At 69.2% G+C, this 19,380-nt stretch carries 14 protein-coding genes; 12 read left to right on the forward strand and 2 right to left on the reverse strand.

The window, feature by feature from the left end:
• The first annotated feature begins 291 nt into the window (after positions 1-291).
• Positions 292-2,133 carry a glycosyltransferase family 2 protein gene (locus ACIHFB_RS29770; RefSeq protein WP_400128592.1) on the forward strand — a complete coding sequence of 614 codons (1,842 nt, stop codon included), beginning with the start codon at positions 292-294 and terminating at the stop codon, positions 2,131-2,133.
• A 3-nt stretch (positions 2,134-2,136) separates the two neighbouring features.
• Positions 2,137-4,074 carry a galactose oxidase-like domain-containing protein gene (locus ACIHFB_RS29775; protein WP_400128593.1) on the forward strand — a complete coding sequence of 646 codons (1,938 nt, stop codon included), beginning with the start codon at positions 2,137-2,139 and terminating at the stop codon, positions 4,072-4,074.
• Between the two features lie 9 nt (positions 4,075-4,083).
• Here the strand turns inward: ACIHFB_RS29775 and ACIHFB_RS29780 are convergent, their stop codons facing one another.
• On the reverse strand, positions 4,084-5,091 hold the full coding sequence (locus tag ACIHFB_RS29780) for a glycoside hydrolase family 6 protein (protein WP_365283649.1): 1,008 nt from the start codon (positions 5,089-5,091) through the stop codon (positions 4,084-4,086).
• A 157-nt stretch (positions 5,092-5,248) separates the two neighbouring features.
• Here ACIHFB_RS29780 and ACIHFB_RS29785 point away from each other — a divergent pair, with 157 nt between their 5' ends.
• The 3 genes from ACIHFB_RS29785 to ACIHFB_RS29795 all read left to right on the forward strand — a co-directional run bounded on the left by ACIHFB_RS29785 (position 5,249) and on the right by ACIHFB_RS29795 (position 7,970).
• A complete protein-coding gene (locus ACIHFB_RS29785) occupies positions 5,249-5,758 on the forward strand; it encodes a MarR family transcriptional regulator (protein ID WP_365283647.1) in 510 nt (169 codons plus the stop codon).
• 63 nt (positions 5,759-5,821) lie between these two features.
• Positions 5,822-6,160 (forward strand): DUF3817 domain-containing protein, encoded by a 339-nt coding sequence (locus ACIHFB_RS29790; protein ID WP_365283645.1) that lies wholly within the window; start codon positions 5,822-5,824, stop codon positions 6,158-6,160.
• A gap of 109 nt (positions 6,161-6,269) precedes the next feature.
• The gene (locus ACIHFB_RS29795) at positions 6,270-7,970 is read left to right on the forward strand and encodes a methylmalonyl-CoA mutase (protein ID WP_400128594.1); all 1,701 of its coding nucleotides are present in this window, start codon (positions 6,270-6,272) and stop codon (positions 7,968-7,970) included.
• Here the strand turns inward: ACIHFB_RS29795 and ACIHFB_RS29800 are convergent.
• Positions 7,967-8,635: a TetR/AcrR family transcriptional regulator gene (locus ACIHFB_RS29800; protein ID WP_400128595.1), complete on the reverse strand. Its 669-nt coding sequence runs from the start codon at positions 8,633-8,635 to the stop codon at positions 7,967-7,969. The genes ACIHFB_RS29795 and ACIHFB_RS29800 overlap by 4 nt on opposite strands.
• Before the next feature lie 203 nt (positions 8,636-8,838).
• Here ACIHFB_RS29800 and ACIHFB_RS29805 point away from each other — a divergent pair, with 203 nt between their 5' ends.
• The 7 genes from ACIHFB_RS29805 to ACIHFB_RS29835 all read left to right on the forward strand — a co-directional run bounded on the left by ACIHFB_RS29805 (position 8,839) and on the right by ACIHFB_RS29835 (position 19,336).
• Positions 8,839-9,816 carry a tetratricopeptide repeat protein gene (locus tag ACIHFB_RS29805; RefSeq protein ID WP_365283638.1) on the forward strand — a complete coding sequence of 326 codons (978 nt, stop codon included), beginning with the start codon at positions 8,839-8,841 and terminating at the stop codon, positions 9,814-9,816.
• Positions 9,817-10,464: 648 nt separating this feature from the next.
• A complete protein-coding gene (locus ACIHFB_RS29810; RefSeq protein WP_365283636.1) occupies positions 10,465-11,112 on the forward strand; it encodes a DUF6230 family protein in 648 nt (215 codons plus the stop codon).
• A gap of 119 nt (positions 11,113-11,231) precedes the next feature.
• Positions 11,232-11,795, forward strand: coding sequence for a DUF6114 domain-containing protein (locus ACIHFB_RS29815; RefSeq protein WP_365283634.1), 564 nt, complete (start codon positions 11,232-11,234; stop codon positions 11,793-11,795).
• Positions 11,785-13,107 (forward strand): hypothetical protein, encoded by a 1,323-nt coding sequence (locus ACIHFB_RS29820; protein WP_400128596.1) that lies wholly within the window; start codon positions 11,785-11,787, stop codon positions 13,105-13,107. Before ACIHFB_RS29815 ends, ACIHFB_RS29820 begins: the two co-directional genes overlap by 11 nt.
• A 266-nt stretch (positions 13,108-13,373) precedes the next feature.
• Entirely contained in the window at positions 13,374-14,312 is a 939-nt protein-coding gene (locus ACIHFB_RS29825) for an FG-GAP repeat domain-containing protein (protein ID WP_400128597.1), read from the forward strand.
• Between the two features lie 126 nt (positions 14,313-14,438).
• Positions 14,439-18,791: a polymorphic toxin-type HINT domain-containing protein gene (locus ACIHFB_RS29830; RefSeq protein ID WP_400128598.1), complete on the forward strand. Its 4,353-nt coding sequence runs from the start codon at positions 14,439-14,441 to the stop codon at positions 18,789-18,791.
• Positions 18,788-19,336 carry a hypothetical protein gene (locus tag ACIHFB_RS29835; protein WP_400128599.1) on the forward strand — a complete coding sequence of 183 codons (549 nt, stop codon included), beginning with the start codon at positions 18,788-18,790 and terminating at the stop codon, positions 19,334-19,336. Before ACIHFB_RS29830 ends, ACIHFB_RS29835 begins: the two co-directional genes overlap by 4 nt.
• Positions 19,337-19,380: the final 44 nt, after the last annotated feature.

Consider the following 19,380-nt stretch of genomic DNA (forward strand, 5'->3'; position numbering starts at 1 on the left):
GGGGGGGGGGGGGGGGGGGGGGGGGGGCGGCGCGGGGGGGGGGGGCGGCCCCCCCCCCCCCCCCCCCCCGGGGGCGGGGGGGGGGGGGCCGGCCCCCCCCCCCCCCCGCCCGCGCCCCCGACCCCCCACCACCCGCACAGCGCCACGAGCACCCCCACCCACCCGAGCTCCCCGCCGGGAGGCACCCGGCACCACACCGACAGCCCCGAGCTCCCCGCCGGCAGGCGTCACCGCACCCGGCACCCACCTGGACGCACCCAGTTCGACACGCCCCCAAATCTCCACTTTTGTATGGGTATCGACTCGTTCGATCACCCCACACAACTGGAGGACGCTGTGCGGCAGCCGGAGGGCTACGACTACGACACCCACAGCCGACTGGCGGGACCGCTCACGGAACCGTCGGACAAGGCGTACCGGGTGCAGTACACATCGCTCCTCGCATGCGAACCGCACCGAATACGCGCGATCCTGCTCATGACCCTCGCGCCGATATTCACCGGCGTCCTCCTCGTCTACCTCGTCTGGCCCAGCCACTGGGTGGAACGCGAGGGCGCCGACGAATGGCTGACCGTTCTCGACGTCACCATGCTGATATGCATCGGGCTCATCGAGCTCTTCATGGTCGTCAACGTCGCTTCCGTGGCCCACGCCACGATGGTCGCCCGCGATCCCGTCCCGGTGGTCCCCGAACCCGGCACCCGCGTCGCCTTCCTCACCACATACGTCCCGGGCAAGGAACCCCTCGACATGGTCCGCGCCACCCTCGAAGGCGCGACCCGCATCCACCACACCGGCCCGCGGGACATCTGGCTCCTCGACGAGGGCGACGACGACCAGGCGAAGGCCCTCTGCGCCGAACTCGGCGTACACCACTTCACCCGCCGAGGCGTCCCCGAGTGGAACAGACCCGAAGGCGTCCACAAGGCCCGCACCAAGCACGGCAACTACAACGCCTGGATCGCGATGCACGGCGACGAGTACGACTTCTTCGCCTCCGTCGACACCGACCACGTCCCGCTCCCCAACTTCCTGGAGCGGATGATGGGTTACTTCCGCGACCCGGACGTCGCCTTCGTCGTAGGCCCCCAGGTGTACGGGAACTACCACAACCCCGTCACCAAAGCGGCCGAGTCCCAGCAGTTCCTGTTCCACGCGCTGATACAGCGCGCGGGCAACCGCTACCGGGCCCCCATGTTCGTAGGGACGAACAACGTCGTACGGATCTCGGCCGTAAAACAAATAGGCGGCCTCTACGACTCGATCACCGAGGACATGGCCACCGGCTTCGAACTCCACCGCACCCGCAACCCCGGAACCCGGAACCACTGGCGCAGCGTCTACACCCCGGACGTGCTCGCCGTCGGCGAGGGCCCGGCCTCCTGGACCGACTTCTTCACCCAGCAGATGCGCTGGTCGCGCGGCACCTACGAGACGCTGATCAAGCAGTACTGGAGGGCCCCCGGCAAGATGCCCCCGGGCCGCTTCCTCTCGTACACGCTCATGCTGGTCTACTACCCGATGACGGCGGTCAACTGGTTCCTCGGCATCCTCAGCTGCATACTCTTCCTCTGGTTCGGCGCGTCCGGAACCCAAGTGGCCGCCTCGGTCTGGCTGATGCTCTACAGCGACGCGGCCGCGCTCCAGATAGGCCTCTACCTCTGGAACAGGCGCCACAACGTGTCCCCGCACGAACCGCAGGGCTCCGGCGGCCTGGCGGGCATGGCGATGTCGGCCCTGTCGGCCCCCATCTACCTCAAGTCGTTCGGCGAGGCACTTCTGCGCCGCCCGAGCCGGTTCGTCGTGACACCGAAGGGCGACGACGCCAGCCCCGACCGTCTGCTGACGTTCCGTATCCACCTCTTCTGGGCGGCCGTCCTGGCGACCTCCCTCGCCGCGTCGGCGCTCCTCGACAACACCCATGCGGCGATGCGCACTTGGGCGTTCCTGGCCATGGCGATCTCCCTCGCCCCGGTGGCCGTATGGTGCTCGACCCTGCTGAAGGAGCGCAGGGAACGGCCGCCCCTCCACGTACTGCACGCACCCCCGCGCAGAGGCGACAGCGCCGAACCCGCTCTCGCCGGCAACAGCGCGGGCACCACGGTCTCCAGCTCCACGACAGGAGGTAACTAGGCCATGGCCTACAGCCCCTCTCAGAAGACCAAGAAGACCGTCTTCGGCATCGGCGGCATCGTCGTCCTGCTCGGCCTCAACGCCCCGGCCGCGCTGGACTTCGCGGGCGATCAGTACCACGCGTACAAGATCGCGCAGCCCTCGTACCAAGCCCGGTACGGCAGTTGGACCCAGATCGACATTCCCGAGGAGTACCGCACCAATGCCATCCACGCGGCGCTTCTGCACACCGGCAAGGTGCTGATCGTCGCGGGCTCGGGCAACGAACAACGGAAGTTCAACAAGGGCTCGTTCGACACCGTCCTCTGGGACCCGAAGGCGAACACCTTCAAGAAGATCCCCACCCCCGACGACTTCTTCTGCGCCGGTCACGCCCAACTCCCCGACGGCCGCCTGCTGGTGGCCGGCGGAACCGCCCGCTACGAACTCCTCGACGGCGAGGTCGACCGCGCCGCCGGCGGTATGCGCGTGAAGAACGAGAGCCCGAACAAGGCGGTGTTCCTGAAGAAGGGCACCGTCTTCCGCTCGCCCGCCGGAGTCGAGTACGTCTCCCGGTTCGACGTCACGGTCCCGAAGGCCAAGGCGGTCACCGACGGCCGCACGGCACGGACCAGTGTCACCGCGAGCGAGGTCCGTGTCTTCGTGGAGGCCGCCGAGAAGGGCCCGCTGTCGATCACCGAGAACCAGGCCCAGTACGAGATCGTCGGCCTCACCGGCAAGGACGCGAACAACACATACGGTCTCTCGGAGCGGATCAGCTTCGACAAGCAGGACTTCCAGGGCATCCGCGCCGCCTACGAGTTCGATCCGAAGGCCGAGCGGTACATCACGGTCGACCCGATGGACAAGGCCCGCTGGTACCCGACCCTCGTCGGCCTGGAGGACGGCCGGGTCCTCGCGGTCTCGGGCCTGGACGACCTCGGCAAGATCGACCCCGGTGACAACGAGATCTACGACCCGAGGACCAAGAAGTGGTCACCGGGCCCCAAGCGGTACTTCCCGACGTACCCCGCCCTGTTCCTCACCAAGGGCGGCAAGCTCTTCTACCCGGCCTCGAACGCCGGTTACGGCCCCGCCGACAGGGGCCGCGAGCCGGGCCTGTGGGATCTGAAGACCAACACCTTCCAGTACGTCCCGGGCCTGCGCGACGCCGACGAGACCGAGACGTCGTCCTCGCTCCTCCTGCCGCCCGCCCAGGACCAGAAGATCATGCTCCTCGGCGGCGGAGGCGTCGGCGAGTCCAAGAAGTCGACCCCGCGCACGGCCGTGGTGGACCTCAAGAAGGACAACCCCGTCTTCGAGGACGGCCCCGACCTCCCCCAGGGCACCCGCTATCTGAACAGCGTGATCATGCCCGACGACACCGTCTTCACCTCGAACGGCTCCGAGGACTACCGGGGCCGCAGCGCCAGCAACATCCTCAAGGCGCAGTTCTACGACCCGAAGGGCAACGTCTTCCGCGAGGCCGCATCGCCGATGGTCGGCCGCAACTACCACTCCGAGGCGCTGCTGCTGCCCGACGGCCGGGTCGCCACCTTCGGCTCCGACCCGCTCTTCGACGACCAGCAGAACACCAAGCTGGGCCACTTCGAGCAGCGTATGGAGATCTTCACGCCGCCCACCCTGCACAAGAACGGCAAGAACCGTCCCGTCCTCGGCGACGGACCGCGGCGACTCGACGGCGACCGCCGCGCGACCTTCACCACCGCCCACCCCGAACGCATCACCACGGCCCGTCTGATGCGCCCGAGCGCGGTCACGCACACCACGGACGTGGAACAGCGCTCGATCGCACTGGGCCTCACCAAGAAGGGCAACTCGGTCACCGTCGACATACCGAACGACCCGACCCTGGTCCCGCCCGGCTGGTACATGCTGTTCGTGACGGACGCGCAGGGCACGTCGTCGGAGGCGAAGTGGATCCAGGTCGGGCAGCCGTGAGCCGGCCGCCTACTCCTTGGCGTTGCGTGCCAACTCCAGCGCGTACTCCGGCCACCACTGCCCGGCGTTCGGTCCTCCCTCGCACGTCCCGTCCGACTCACCGGGCCGCTTGACCCACAGATAGGCGTCCAGGGCGGGCTCGCCGGTGTCGAAGGTGGGAGGGGTGCCCAGGGCCCGGTCCGGTGGGTTGCACCAGGCGCCGGGCAGCGGTCCGTTGCCGTTGCGGCTGGTGTCGATGACGAAGTGCTTGCCGTCGAGGTCCTCGGAGAGCCGGAGCCCGTACTCCTTGGTGACCTCGTCGGTCTGGAAGTTGGAGACGTTGAGGGCGAAGCCGTCGGCGCGTGCGACGCCCGCCCGGTACAGGCGCTGGACCAGCACGGCCAGCCTCTGGGGTTCCTTGATCCAGGCCGGGTTCCCGGCGTCCAGGTACACCTTCGTGTTCGGCTGCCGCTTCAGCCGGTCGATCGCCTCGCCCAGCAGCGTCTCGCGCTCGCCGTGGTGGATGCCGGGCGTGCAGCCGTCCACGATGTGCGCGACCGCGTCGGGCTCCAGGACGACCACGGCCTTGGCCTTGCCCAGCGCGGCCGCGAACTTCCCGATCCACGCACGGTAGGTGTCCGCGTCCGCGGCCCCGCCCGCCGAGTGCTGCCCGCAGTCCCGGTGCGGGATGTTGTACGCCGCGAACACCGCCGTCCGCCCTTCCCGGAGCGCGGCCGTGGCGGCCTCGGTGACCGGCACGGTCGGGTCGGTCTCTCCGGCCGGCCACAGCGCGGCGGGCCGCTCGGCGATGCGCTTGAGCAGTTCGGCGTCCTCGGTACGGCCCTCCTCCTGCCATGACTCGATCTGCTGGGCGGCGGGGCTCTCCGGGTCGACCCAGAACGGCGAGGCGGAGCCGAGGTCCGCCCTCCCGGAGGCGGCGCCGGCGACGGAGGCCTCGTCGATGTCGGGCGCGGACGTACAGCCTGCCGCGAGCCCGAGCACCGCGAGGGCCGCGAGGGCGTGGATCAGCCGGGACATGCTGCTCCCTAGGGCGAAGGTGACGTTCAGTGACAACTCATAAGCAATCGTTGCATAGCGGACAGTGTTCGACCGGCATCGCAATGCCGGGAAGCCCGGCGGACCGAAGGGCGAGACGGGGCTGACCGCCATATGACCGGCCGGTAAGGTCTGGTGCGTGCCGAAGCCGCTCAGCCTTCCCTTCGACCCCATCGCCCGCGCCGACGAACACTGGAAGCAGCGCTGGGGAAACGTACCGTCGATGGCCGCGATCACCTCGATCATGCGCGCACAGCAGATCCTGCTCGCCGAGGTCGACGCGGTGGTCAAGCCGTACGAGCTGACGTTCGCGCGCTACGAGGCGCTGGTGCTGCTCACCTTCTCCAAGGCCGGCGAGCTGCCGATGTCCAAGATCGGCGAGCGGCTCATGGTGCACCCGACCTCCGTGACGAACACCGTGGACCGGCTGGTGAAGTCGGGCCTGGTGGAACGGCGGCCCAATCCGAACGACGGGCGCGGCACCCTCGCCACCATCACCGGCAAGGGCCGCGAGGTCGTCGAGGCCGCCACCCGTGACCTGATGGCGATGGACTTCGGACTCGGGGTGTACGACGCCGAGGAGTGCGCCGAGATCTTCGCGATGCTGCGGCCGCTGCGGGTGGCCGCGTCCGACTTCGACGAGGACTGACCCGCTTCGGCGAGGGCCGACCCGCGGGAAGATCGCCCGGAACGGGCGGTTACGCTCGACGGCATGAAAAAGAGCGTGCTGACCCGCTACCGCGTCCTGGCCTACGTCACCGGTGTGCTGCTCGTCCTGCTGTGCCTCAGCATGATCGCCAAGTACGGCCTCGACGTCGACGGCGCCGCCGACTTCACGCGTGTGGTCGCCATCGCGCACGGCTGGCTGTACGTCCTCTACCTGGTCTTCGCCTTCGACCTGGGTTCCAAGGCGAAGTGGCCGGTCGGCAAGCAGCTGTGGGTGCTGCTCGCGGGGACCGTTCCGACGGCCGCCTTCTTCGTGGAGCGGAAGATCTCGCACGAGCTCGAGGCCAAGGTCGCGGACGGGTCGCCCGCGCCTGTGAAGGCTTAACCGCCACCACCGTACGAACATGTTCGTGCGGTGGTGTTTCGCTCACCTATTACTAGGACGTCCTACTAAACCATCGACATTTACTAGGACGTCCTAGTAAATTGATGGTATGGACGCTGACGCCATCGAGGAAGGCCGCCGTCGCTGGCAGGCTCGCTACGACGCTTCGCGCAAGCGCGACGCGGACTTCACCACGCTCTCCGGAGACCCCGTGGAGCCGGCGTACGGGCCCCGGCCCGGGGACACGTACGAGGGCTTCGAGCGGATCGGCTGGCCCGGCGAGTACCCCTTCACCCGCGGCCTCTACCCGACCGGCTACCGCGGCCGGACCTGGACCATCAGGCAGTTCGCCGGCTTCGGGAACGCCGAGCAGACGAACGAGCGCTACAAGATGATCCTGGCCAACGGCGGTGGGGGCCTGTCCGTGGCCTTCGACATGCCGACGCTCATGGGCCGCGACTCCGACGACCCGCGCTCGCTCGGTGAGGTCGGGCACTGCGGGGTGGCGATCGACTCGGCGGCGGACATGGAGGTCCTGTTCCAGGACATCCCGCTGGGTGACGTCACGACCTCGATGACCATCAGCGGCCCGGCCGTCCCGGTCTTCTGCATGTACCTGGTGGCGGCCGAACGGCAGGGCATCGACCCCTCCGTCCTCAACGGCACGCTCCAGACGGACATCTTCAAGGAGTACATCGCCCAGAAGGAGTGGCTCTTCCAGCCCGAGCCGCACCTCCGCCTCATCGGCGACCTCATGGAGTACTGCGCGTCCGGCATCCCCGCCTACAAGCCGCTGTCCGTCTCCGGCTACCACATCCGCGAGGCCGGATCGACGGCCGCGCAGGAGTTGGCGTACACGCTCGCGGACGGCTTCGGCTACGTGGAACTGGGCCTGTCCCGCGGCCTGGACGTGGATGTCTTCGCCCCCGGCCTGTCCTTCTTCTTCGACGCCCATGTCGATTTCTTCGAGGAGATCGCCAAGTTCCGCGCCGCACGCCGGATCTGGGCCCGCTGGATGCGGGACGTGTACGGCGCGCAGTCCGAGAAGGCCCAGTGGCTCCGCTTCCACACCCAGACCGCCGGCGTCTCCCTGACGGCCCAACAGCCGTACAACAACGTCGTGCGTACGGCCGTGGAGGCGCTGGCGGCGGTACTGGGCGGCACGAACTCCCTCCACACCAACGCCCTGGACGAGACCCTCGCGCTCCCCTCCGAGCAGGCCGCTGAGATCGCCCTGCGCACGCAGCAGGTACTCATGGAGGAGACCGGCGTCGCCAACGTCGCGGACCCGCTGGGCGGTTCGTGGTACGTCGAGCAGCTCACCGACCGGATCGAGGCCGACGCGGAGAAGATCTTCGACCAGATCAAGGAGCGAGGCCTCAGGGCCCACCCCGACGGACGGCACCCGATCGGGCCGATCACCTCCGGAATCCTGCGCGGAATCGAGGACGGCTGGTTCACCGGGGAGATCGCGGAGTCCGCCTTCCAGTACCAGAAGTCCCTGGAGAAGGGCGACAAGAGGGTCGTCGGCGTGAACGTCCACCACGGATCGGTCACCGGCGACCTGGAGATCCTGCGCGTCAGCCACGAGGTTGAGCGGGAGCAGGTCCGCGCGCTGGGCGGCCGCAAGTCCGCCCGGGACGACACCGCGGTGCGCACCGCCCTGGACACGATGATCGCGGCCGCCCGCAACGGCGCGAACATGATCGAGCCGATGCTGGACGCGGTGCGCGCGGAGGCGACGCTGGGGGAGATCTGCGGGGTGCTGCGGGATGAGTGGGGGACGTATACGGAGCCGGCGGGCTTCTAGACCCCCTTCTCCTTCCAGACCTCCTTCTGGACCTCCTTCTGGGCCTCGTCGGCTGATGCCAGCCCCAGAAGGAGGACGCGGGTGAAGCTCCGCACCCACTCCTCGTCAGCCGGCTCCGCGCTCACCAGACAGCGGTGCACGACCGCTCCTGCCACCACGTCGAAGATCAGGTCCACTGTGCGGGCCGCTTCTTCGGGGCTGGACTCCGTCGGCAGCTCGCCGCGGGTCTGAGCCCGTGCGCGGCCCTCCAGGACCAATCGCTTCTGGCGGTCGACGATGGAGGTGCGGATGCGTTCGCGCAGGGCGTCGTCCCTCGTGGACTCGGCGACCACCGCCATGAGTCCGCTCCTCGCCTCCGGGCGGTCCAGGATCGTGGCGAATTGCAGCACCACGCCCTCGATGTCGGCCGCGAGGCTGCCGCGGTCGGGGAGTTCGAGTTCATCGAAGAGTTCGGCGACCGCGTCGACCACGAGTTCGTTCTTGCCCGCCCAGCGGCGATAGAGCGTCGTCTTTGCAACCCCGGCCCGCGTTGCCACGTCTCCCAGTGTGAGCTTCGACCAGCCCAGCTCCACCAGGGCCTCCCGCGTGGCCGCGAGGATCGCTTTGTCCGCTGCGGCGCTGCGGGGGCGTCCTGTGAGGCGTGGGGCGGAAGTGCGGCTCTGCATCCCATGACCATAACCGGCGGTTCCTGTGGGGCCGTGAGGGAGATCACCGGGGGGTGGTGTCCCGGAGGCGCCCGGTGCCATTACGCTACGGGTCGTAGCGAAACCGCTGGTGTGGGGTGGGGACCCGGCGCCGAGACGAACACCGCACGACCGGCTTTCACAACGCTTTTCACACACGCGCGAGAACGGGGGAGGATAGACGCATGCAGCCACGGAACATGTCCATGAGCGGAGTCGTCGACCTCGCCGCGGTGAAGGCGGCCCAGGAGGCCAAGGCGAAGGCGGAGCAGGCGCGCGCCGAAGCGGCCCGGCAGGGCGGCGGGGGAGGGGGCGTCTCGCCGGCCGACCTCGTCATCGATGTCGACGAGGCCGGATTTGAGAGCGATGTACTCCAGCGGTCCACCGAGGTGCCGGTCGTCATCGACTTCTGGGCCGAGTGGTGTGAGCCCTGTAAGCAGTTGAGCCCGGTCCTGGAGCGGCTCGCCGTCGAGTACAACGGACGCTTCGTCCTTGCCAAGATCGACGTCGACGCCAATCAGATGCTGATGCAGCAGTTCGGGATCCAGGGGATTCCCGCCGTGTTCGCGGTCGTCGCCGGACAGGCGCTGCCGCTCTTCCAGGGGGCCGCCGGCGAGGCGCAGATCCGACAGACGCTCGATCAGCTCGTCCAGGTCGCCGAGCAGCGCTTCGGGCTCACCGGTCTGACCGTCGACCCCGAGGCCGAGCCCGGCGCCGTCCAGGAGGCGCCCACGGAGCCGACGGGACCGTACGACGCACTGCTCGAAGCCGCCGTGCACGCCCTGGACGCGGGGGACTTCGGCGGTGCCGTCCAGGCGTACAAGAACGTGCTGAGCGACGACCCGGGCAACATGGAGGCCAAACTCGGTCTCGCCCAGGCCCAGTTGCTCCAGCGGGTGCAGGGTCTCGACCCGGCGCAGGTGCGCAAGGACGCCGCCGAGAAGCCCGGTGATGTCGAGGCGCAGATCGTCGCCGCCGACCTGGATCTGGTGGGCGGGCATGTCGAGGACGCGTTCGGGCGGCTCATCGAGACCGTGCAGCGCACGGCGGGCGACAACCGGGAGGCCGTACGGGTGCGGCTGCTCGAACTCTTCGAGGTGGTCGGCGCCGACGACCCGCGCGTCGTCGCGGCGCGCAGGGCGCTGGCGCGCGCCCTGTTCTGATCGGGGAGAGGGCCCGGTTCTGACCAGTCGCTAAACGCTGGGGCATGTGATGCCCGAGTGAAAGATTTGCCGATGGGGTGCCAGTGCGGCCGCGCTTTACCAAATCTTGGTAATCGCGGCCGCTGTTACTCCGAGTAAGTCGGACGCGTTGATCTGTCGGAATCTGTCCAGCGATCAACAGCTTTGTCCACCCCCTGGTTGCCACCCAGCGTTGCCACCCGAGACCCGAGGGTCGTTGTTCGGTTATCCGGCCGTTACTAGCCAGTAACGAACCCCCTTGTGCGGGCGGCGAGAATGCACCACGATCGGCGACGCTCGGTCCATTCCCGTACCCCGACAGCCGGTTGGGTCGACGGGAGTCCAGGGTCCCCACCGAGTAGAGCCGGCGGCAGTGGCGCCGGCTCTTGGGCAGGGGGGTCTTCGCCTACCGGCGAAGCCTGTCCAGCAAGGTTGTGCGTGATGCGTGTCAGGCGCGACCAGTGGTTGTCGCTCGGGGGTGATCGCCGGTGATCGAGGCGCGTTTCGCGCTTCCGGGCGCGGGCGCTCCCCTTCCCGAGGACGTAGCACTTCTCCCATCCCTGCCCGACTGAGCCGTCGAGTCGACAGCGGCAGTCAGGGCCGGAGATGTACGTCCGAGAAGGAGGAAATATGGAGTCCCAGGTGCGTGGCGGGACGAGATGGAAGCGGTTCGCTGTGGTGATGGTGCCCAGCGTCGCCGCCACGGCTGCAATAGGTGTCGCCCTCGCGCAGGGTGCTCTCGCCGCTTCGTTCAGTGTGTCGGGTCAGTCGTTCAAGGTCAGCGCGGACTACCTGGAAGGTACGGGGTTCACGCAGTACGGCGCGATTGACACGGGTAAGAGCCTCGACGGTAAGTCGACGGAACACCACCCGGTTGCGGTGTCGGCGTTCTCGGATGCCCGCATCCAGAACATGTGCCAGTCGGTGATCACGCCGATCCCGCTGCTCGGGAACGTCACCCTGAGGCTGACGGCGGGTAACAGCGGGGACGAGGACAAGCAGGTCTCAGCCTCGAACCTGTTCATCGACGTCGAGGACCTCGGTTCCACGAAGGCCGTGTTCCACGGCATCGACATCGGTGTGGCAGCCGGTAAGGCGTCCAAGGGCCCCGGCATGAAGGGTGGCGACGAGCAGGCCAACCCCAACGGCTTTGCCCAGCAGGCGGACAAGGTGGAGCTGTATGGCGTGAAGCAGACGGCGTGGGCGACCACTGCCGGCACGTTCACGCTTCCCGGACTCAGCATGAAGCTGTCCAAGGGATCCAACCCGTGCTACTAGGCACTCGGTGACGGGCGGGGGAGCTGCAAGGCGCCCCCGCCCGTCCTCTCTGAAGGCCAGGCCTTCACGAGCACCACAAGTCATCACCACAGAAACGCCGCACCAGGGAGCTGTTTTCCATGAGCGCCGAGACTCCTGCCGCGTCCGGTCAGTTCACTCGCCGGAGGTTGCAGTTCCGCGCCTGGCGGGGCAATCGCCCGTTCTGGGCCGGCCTGTTCGTCCTGCTCGGCGGCTTTCCGATCATGTACTTCCCGTATGCGCACCTCCAGCTCGGTCATCTGACGCTGGCCATGTCCACGACGGCGGGCGCCGGTTCGCTGATCATCGGTGTGCTGCTCGTCGTACTGGGCGTCAGCCTCTGGTTCCAGAAGCACATCCGTACCTTCGCGGGTGTCGCGGCGATCCTGCTGGCGCTGGTGTCCCTCCCTGTGTCCAACTTCGGCGGCTTCGTCGTCGGCTTCCTGTTCGCCCTCCTGGGCGGCGCGATGGCCGTGTCGTGGGCGCCGGGCGTGCCGCCCGAGGCGGAGCCGACGGAGGGCACCCCGGGAGGCGGCGACGCGCCCATGGCCATGGACCCGGACACCACGATCCTCAAGCCTGTGGTGGACGGGATGGGTGGGCCGAACGACCTGTCAGGAACGAGCCCGGCGAACGGGGCGAACGGGAGGCACAGTGCCGGCTGACGAGGTGACCCACGGGGCTGATGTGGACGAGTCCCGTGTGAGAACCGGGCCGCGCCACGCGGCACCCAAGAAGCCGCTGTTCACCAGGTTCCACGTGCCTGCCGGCAAGGCGATAGCTCTCGCGGCGATGCCGACGGCGGTCCTCATGGGGATGGGGTTCACGCCGAAGCTGGCGCTCGCCGACGACCAGCCGTTGTCGAACAGCCAGAAGGCCGACGAGTACAAGGACTGTGTCGCGGCGCTGGAGGACAAGGCTTCGGCCAGTGCCAGCCCGTCGCCGTCGGCCTCGGCGAGCGAGTCCGCCGAGGAGGCGGAGCCGTCTCCGTCGGAGTCCTCGACCGGGGATGCCTCGGACGCCACGCAGGGCAACTCCTCGGACGGCAAGGACTCTTCGTCGGATTCAGGTTCCGACGACGGTGCCGAGCCGACGCCGTCCGCCACGGCGACCGGGTCCGGTGGCTCGGAGTCCGGCGACGACACCGCCACGGCGACTCCCTCGCCGTCCGAGAGCGGTGGCGGCCTGCTGGAGGACATCGGCGACGCGATATCGGGGATCTTCACCGGCGGTGAAACCGCGTCGGCGAGCGCGAGCCCCACGCCGTCCGCCTCCCCGTCGGTCTCCGCCTCCGAGAGCGCGACGGCCTCGTCGGGCGACGCCGTCAAGGAGACCACCGACAAGGTCACTGAGACGGTCGAGAAGACCGTGAAGGACACGACCGACACGGCGTCGAAGTCGGCCGAGGACACTCAGAAGGCAGTCGAAGAGGCGGCGAAGGCAGCAGAAGAGGCCACCGAGTCGGCGACTCCGAGCCCGTCCGCGAGTTCCACGACGAACGCCGACGACTGCCCGGTCGCCACCGACGAGGAGGGCGGCGTCGACAACGCGATGCCGCTGCCGGACGACCCCTGGTACCTGGACGCCAGTTCGCTGCTGCTGAAGGGCGCGGACTACCAGGGCGTGGTCGAGGTGAAGACCGCCAACGGCACCAAGAAGAAGGTGCTGAAGTACGTCATCTCCGACGGCACCGACATCGGCGACCTGCACCAGACGGTCAAGGACAAGCTGTCCGGTAAGACGTACCACGTCCAGGCGGGCGAGGGCACGACGTCCACGATCCGCAACGGCGACACGATCATGTACACGGAGTCCATCTCCGGGAACCTGTTCGGTCTGGTCCCGATCACGTTCAGCCCTGAGAGCCCGCCGCCGCTGAACATCCCGCTGATCTACTTCACCAACGTGAAGGTCGTACAGGCAGGCCAGTTCGGCGGCGACCTGACCGTGCCGGGGCTGCACAGCTGGCAGGACTGAGCGCCACCCTCTCAATCCTCTCCGGGAGCCGCGCACAGAGCTGTGGCCCGGTCCCCGCAATGCGCGGGGACCGGGCCACAGTGCCGCGTGAGACCTTTGAAAAGTGTTTACAACTTTCACATCCTCCACATAGGGTGCGCTTGCCGTGAGCATGACCAGCCACGGCGCGGGGGAGGTGCCGGGTAACCGCGACCACGCGCGTTGCCCTCGTCGTGCGCGTCTGCGACTTCCCTCGTCGACGACCACGAGGGGGGACCTCACACGCCATGTTCACCTTTCTCCGCCGTCCGCTGTGCCGGGCGGCTGCGGTCACCGGCGCACTCGCCGTGGCCGCCGTACTCGCGGTGACGACAGCGAAGTTCGCACCAATCTCGCCCGCCCAACCGGACTCCACCCAGGCGGCGCGCACCGACCAGGCGCCGCTGATCCAGGAGGCGGCAGCAAACGGCACCGGCCTCTTCCCGCTCATCGGGCGGAACAAGGATGGCCGGCTCTACGACCACGAGCCCAAGGGCACGGGCGGGTTCGCCGCCAAGTTCGACCTGGGCGGTGGCTATTCCGGCTCGACTCTGCTCGCGCAGGCCAACATCTCGAACAATCAGACTGGCACCGACCTGTACGTCGTCCTTGACGGCACGCTCTACTACACGGCCGAGCGCGGCAACGACACCAAGGTGCTCGGCACAGGCTGGGACAAGTACACCCTGCTCGCCTCCGTAGGCAACATGGGCGGCACGGCTCACCCAGACCTGCTCGCCCGCGACACGGGCGGGGCGCTCTGGCTCTACCAGGGCAAGGCCGACGGCACGCTGGCCGCCAGGGTGGCGGTGCGCACCTCCGGTTGGAACGGCATGGACGAGGTCACCGGTCGCGGTGACTACACCGGCGACGGCAAAGCCGACGTCATCGCCCGTTCCACTGCCGGCGTCCTGTACGTCTACCCCGGCAGCGGCACCGCCACGGCTGAGGCGGTGTTCGCCAACACGCGCTACACGGTCCCCGCCAACACCGGTCTCGCGTGGAAGGACTACACCGCGCTCGTCTCCGTGGGCGACAACGACGGCGACGGTAAGCCCGATCTGCTCGGAGTGGACAGCGCGGGCGCGCTGTGGCTGTTCAAGGGCACCGGCAGCGCGACGGCTCCCTTCGGCGCCCGTACGCAGATCGGCACCAGCGGTTGGACCGCGTACAACCTGCTCTTCTGAGCGGTCCCGGTCCCGCAAGCCCCCATCGTCTTCATCTCTCAGCAGAACGGCTGACAATTCCCGATGCGTACAGACGCGCGCAGACGCCGGACCATCATCCGGGCCAAGGGCAGATGGTCGCGGTTCATGACCGCCACCGCCTGGGCCACCGCCACCGCGATCGCCGTGACCGGCGGTCAACTCCCCAGTCCCCCTCAGCAACAGACCGCGACCGTCGCCGACGAGCCCACCAGCACGACGCCCTTCGACCTCGCAGGCGCCGCACGGATCCGAGAGGAGCAGTGTCTCCTCAACAGCGCTCTGCGCAAGGGCGGACCGGCGTCCAAGGAAGTCGCAAGGGCTGGGCTCATCGGCACGGAGGAGCAGCTGCACACGGCTGCCAACCCGGACTACTGGACCGACACGCCGCTCTCCGAGGCGTTCGGGACGGACCGGTCGGCGGCCGACGCCAAGATGGATGAGCTGGCCGGCCGCCCGTACGTATGGCAGGAGTCCCTCTCGGTTCCGTCCATGACCACACCGCCGGGCTACACGGTCACAGGCTTCCAGTGGGTGGAAGACGACGTCAATCCCTTCCGCGCCATCAAGCTGAGCGGCTGGGTCGCCGCCCAGTTCTGGAAGGCTGAGGACGACCTCTACACCGATCCCCATCCCCTGGCGAGCAAGGAGTCGGTCGACGCTGCCACGGCCGTCTACAAGGCTCGTTATGACGAGGACGACCATGCGGACTACGAGGACCGCCAGGCATGGGAGTCCATGCAGTTCATGCATGACCTCTACGCCGACGACGCGCGCCTCTTCCTCCAGTACGGCGGGTTCCCGACCACCGCGCCCGACCCGGACTCAATGGAGTTCCGGATCGACGTCGAGAACCTCAAGGCGCGGTTCGCGTCCTGCGCGTTCACCAACCCGCAGGACCCGCATGACGTGTTGGGCACGGAACTGGCCGTGGCGGCCACCGAATGGCAGAACGAACTCGCGGGCCAGAAGACCCAGCGGGACACCATCATCCGAGCCGAGAAGCAGGCCAACGCCGATCTGGCGACGGCCTCCCAGGCGCTCGGTGAGGCCCTCGCGCAGTCGCTGATCGCGAGCCGGCTGACCGAATGGCAGGCGTACTGGACCAAGCAGAAGCCAGACGATCACCCCAACTTCTACCCGACCGCAGCCGAGTTCGCCGAAGTCAAGAAGTGGATCGCGAACGCCCAGGGCCGAGCCTCGGGCCGCCTCTTCGTGGCCTCCCGTGCTGCGTTGTCCGCAAAAACTCAGGCGACGAATGTAGGCAAGGCCCAGACCGAGGCGTACGCCATCGCCGACACGGCGGGACTGCCGCGCGGCCGGGGTCTGATGTACGCGCAGCAGGCCGCGCAGGTGACCAAGGCGTCCGCGGCAGCCGCGCAGGCGGCGGCGAAGGCTACAGAGACGGCGTTCAACGCCACTCGCGCCTCGGCCGCCGACAGCAAGACACTCAACTCCCTCGCCACCACACAGGCCCACGCCGCGAAGGCCGAGTTCCGGCGCATCGCCGCCCAGGAGGCCGAGGCCCAGGCCAAGGCCGCCGCCGAGGGCGCCGCCGCCCAGGCCCAGGAGGCGGCCAAGCACGCCGCCGAGGCCAAGGTCGCGGAGAACAAGGCGAAGGCAGCCGAGCAGACCGCCAAGAACGCGGCGGCCGACGCCAAGGCCAGGCGGCAGAAGGCTGAGGCCGAGCGGGACTACGCCAAGTCGCAGGCGGACCTCGCCGCGGCCGAGCGGCAGAAGGCGCACGATGCCGAGGGCCGCGCCCAGACCCAGCGGCAGGTCGCGGCCGGCAAGCTGTCCGATGCGCAGGCGGCGGGCACGACGGCAGCCCAGAAGAAGGACGCCGCGCTCGCCGCCGAGACCCGGGCGAGGAACTCCCGCAACGGTGCCCTCGCTGCCGAGGACCGCCGGGACACCCTGGTCGCCAAGGCGGAGGCCGCGGAGGCGCTGGTCGCCGCTGTGGACGGCACCGCTGCTGCCATCGAGGCCCGGCAGGCCGCCACCAAGGCCCGTTCAGCGGCCGACGACGCCACTGCCGCGGCCACGGCGGCCCGCCAGGCGGCGAACGAGGCCACCGAAGCGGCCACCAATGCCCGCGAGGCGGCCACCAGGGCACAGGGCGCAGCCAAGCGTGCCCAGGCCGCCGCGGACGCCGCGCAACGCGATGTCGCGATCACCGGGGCCGCGGTGAAGAAGGCTCACTCGGCCGCCGCCGACGCGATCGCCGCGTCCCAGGCCGCCAAGTGGAACGCCATCGCCGCGAAGGCCGAGGCCGAGACTGCGCGAAAGGCCGCCGACAAGGCGCGCGGCGACGCCGTCGTCGCCCGTTCCGAGGCCACCCTCGCCGGTGCCGACGCGATCCGCACCGCCGGGCACGCCTACGCCACCGGCCAAGCCGCCGCGGCCGCCCGGGACTCGGCGGCGCAGGTCGTCAAGCCGGCCAACGACGCCATCGAGCTGGGCTCCCCGTATGCAGAGACCGATGCATCGGCGGGCCTCGCGGTCCTGACCGGGCAGGCGTCGAAGACGGCCGCCCAGCAGCAGGTCGCGGTCGCCAACGCCAAGGCGGCGCAGGCCAAGAAGGCGGCCGTCGAGGCCAAGGCGCTCGCGGCCAGGGCGGACGCCGACGCGAAGGCGGCTGCCGAGGCGGCGGCGAACGCGGCGGAGTGGGCCGCGCAGGCCAGCGAGTCCGCGGCGGCTGCGCAGGCCTCCTCCGACGCGGCGGCCGCGTCCGCCAAGGCGGCGAAGAAGTCCGAAGCCAACACCGTCGAGTACAACCGGCAGGCCATCGAGGACGCTGCTGCCGCGCAGACGGCGGCCACCGCGGCCGACGGCTACGCCACCCAGGCCGACGCCTCCGCCGACGAGGCCGAGCGGGACGCGGCCAGTGCCCGCAGCGCGGCCGACGCGGCCGAGGCCGACGCCTCCACCGCGCGGTCCGTCGCCGACAAGGCGGAAGCGGACGCGACCGTCGCCGAGGCCGCCGCAGCCAACGCGCGCAACCTCGCCGTCGAGGCCGCCGAGGCTGCCATCCGCACCCAACAGGTCGACTTCGAGGACCGTAAGGAGCAGGAACGCACCGCCGACGGCGGCGGCACCGGCATGGACGGTGTCGTGATGAAGCCCAGCGGCGACACGAAGGTCGACATCAACCCGCTGAGCGACTGCGTGGGCACCGGCAGCGGCAGCAACATCGGCTGCGAGATCGACCTTGAGTTCCACATCTACGGCGAGATGGACTTCTACATCGAGTCCTGCCCACTGCCCGGTGTGGACCGCTCGAAGTGCGGCAGTGCCCTCCAGCGCGACTACCTCACCAGCTCGCCCCTGGACGTCACCTTCCGCGAGGACAACGTCCACGTCGACGGCCTCCAGCTCACCGCGTCCGTCCTCAAGGCCATCGCCACCGGCGCAGTCGCCGACATCGTCGGCTGCTGGAAGGGCAAGCTGAGCAGCTGCGCGTGGCTGGCGGGCAGCATCATCCTGCCGAGCCTGCTGATGAAGGCGGCGGAGGCGGCGTTCGCGGTCCGGACGGCTATGCGCGGCGGGGCCGGGATCGGCCGTGCCATCTGGGGCCTGCGCGGCTCGGGATTGTCCGCGTCCGCGGCGGCCAGACTGGAGAGCCTCGGTCGGCAGGCCCTGAACTCCATGTGCTTCCCTGCCGGTACGAAGGTCGCCACCGAACACGGCACCAAGTGGATCGAGGAGATCCGGGCCGGCGACCGGGTCTGGGCGCAGGACCCGGAGACGGGCGAGCGCCGGCTGCGCACGGTGGCCGGGGTGATGCAGCGCACCGCCGACGCTCTGGTCTCCGTCGACATCGGCGCGGAGACACTCAGGGCCACCACCGAGCATCCTTTCTGGGTATGGGGCAAGGGCTGGACGGGTGCCGAGGCGCTGCGCCCCGGCGACCGGCTGACCACCCTGGACGGCGAGGGCGCGCGGGTCGAATCGGTGACCAAGAAGCGGGGCCCGGTCCAGGTGTTCAACTTCGAGGTTGAGGGCGACCACACCTACTTCGTCGGTACGTCGAAGGTGCTGGTGCACAATGCCTGTCGGATCTGGCCGAACAACATGGCGGCCACCCTCGAACGGGAACTCGCCCTAGCCGAGCGGATGGGCGTCCGTCCGGCGAAGCCTGGTTCGGCGGACTGGGAGAGATACATCGACATGGACGGCGAGCCGATCAAGTGGGCCGTGCTGGAGGACGGACAGCTGGTGATCATGCCGAAGATTGTGCAGGGGCAGGAACTCTCGCACCCCGTGCTGAGCGGCGGTGCCGCGGTGCGGGCCGCCGGTGAGGCACAGATCGCGGGCGGCGGCGGCCAGTACTTCGGACTGGAGATCAACGCCCACAGCGGTCACTTCTTCAAGTCGGGCGACCCGTTCTGGGCTGTCAGCGGCGGAGCGGAACAGCTCGGCAGGGAGATGTTCGAGGCGGCCGGGGTGATGTTCGGGTGACCGGGTGCTTCGACGGCCTTGACCGGCTCGACCTGGACGGCCATGTGCGGCGCTGGTCGGCGCCGCAGGTGGGTCCGGCCGGCGGGGACCCGAGTCAGTGGATCGCCGCGGCCCAGCAGTTCGCCGCCCGGCTCCAGGACGATCCGACCGGGCTGAGCGACGAACGGTGGCGCGCGGTCGGGCAGGCGTGGATGGCGCTGCTTGCGGGCGCCGAGCGGGCGACCGGACCTCAGCGGAATGAGTGGCTGCTGCGGGATCTGCGCCTGCGGTCCTGGCTGCTGGAGCGGGTGGGGCCGCGCGCGGGTGTCGCCCTGCTCGATCCGGAGGCCGTGCTGGAACGCGCGCTGACTGCCATGCCCCTGTCCCCGCGGGAGGCCGCCTGGTCTGCCCCGCACTGGCGGGAGCTGGACCGCGAGCAGATCATGGCGCTCCGGATGATCCGGCGGCTGCTCGCTCCGGTACGGCCGCTCGCCCCGTTCCTCGCGGATCACCCCCGTTGGGATGAGTTCCAGGAGTGGGAGCGGCTGGTCGGCGACCTGCCGTAGTTCCGTCGAATACGGCCGAGGGCGCCCCTGCCAAAGGGGGCGCC

The organism is Streptomyces sp. NPDC051963 (assembly GCF_044593495.1).
GTDB lineage: Bacteria > Actinomycetota > Actinomycetes > Streptomycetales > Streptomycetaceae > Streptomyces.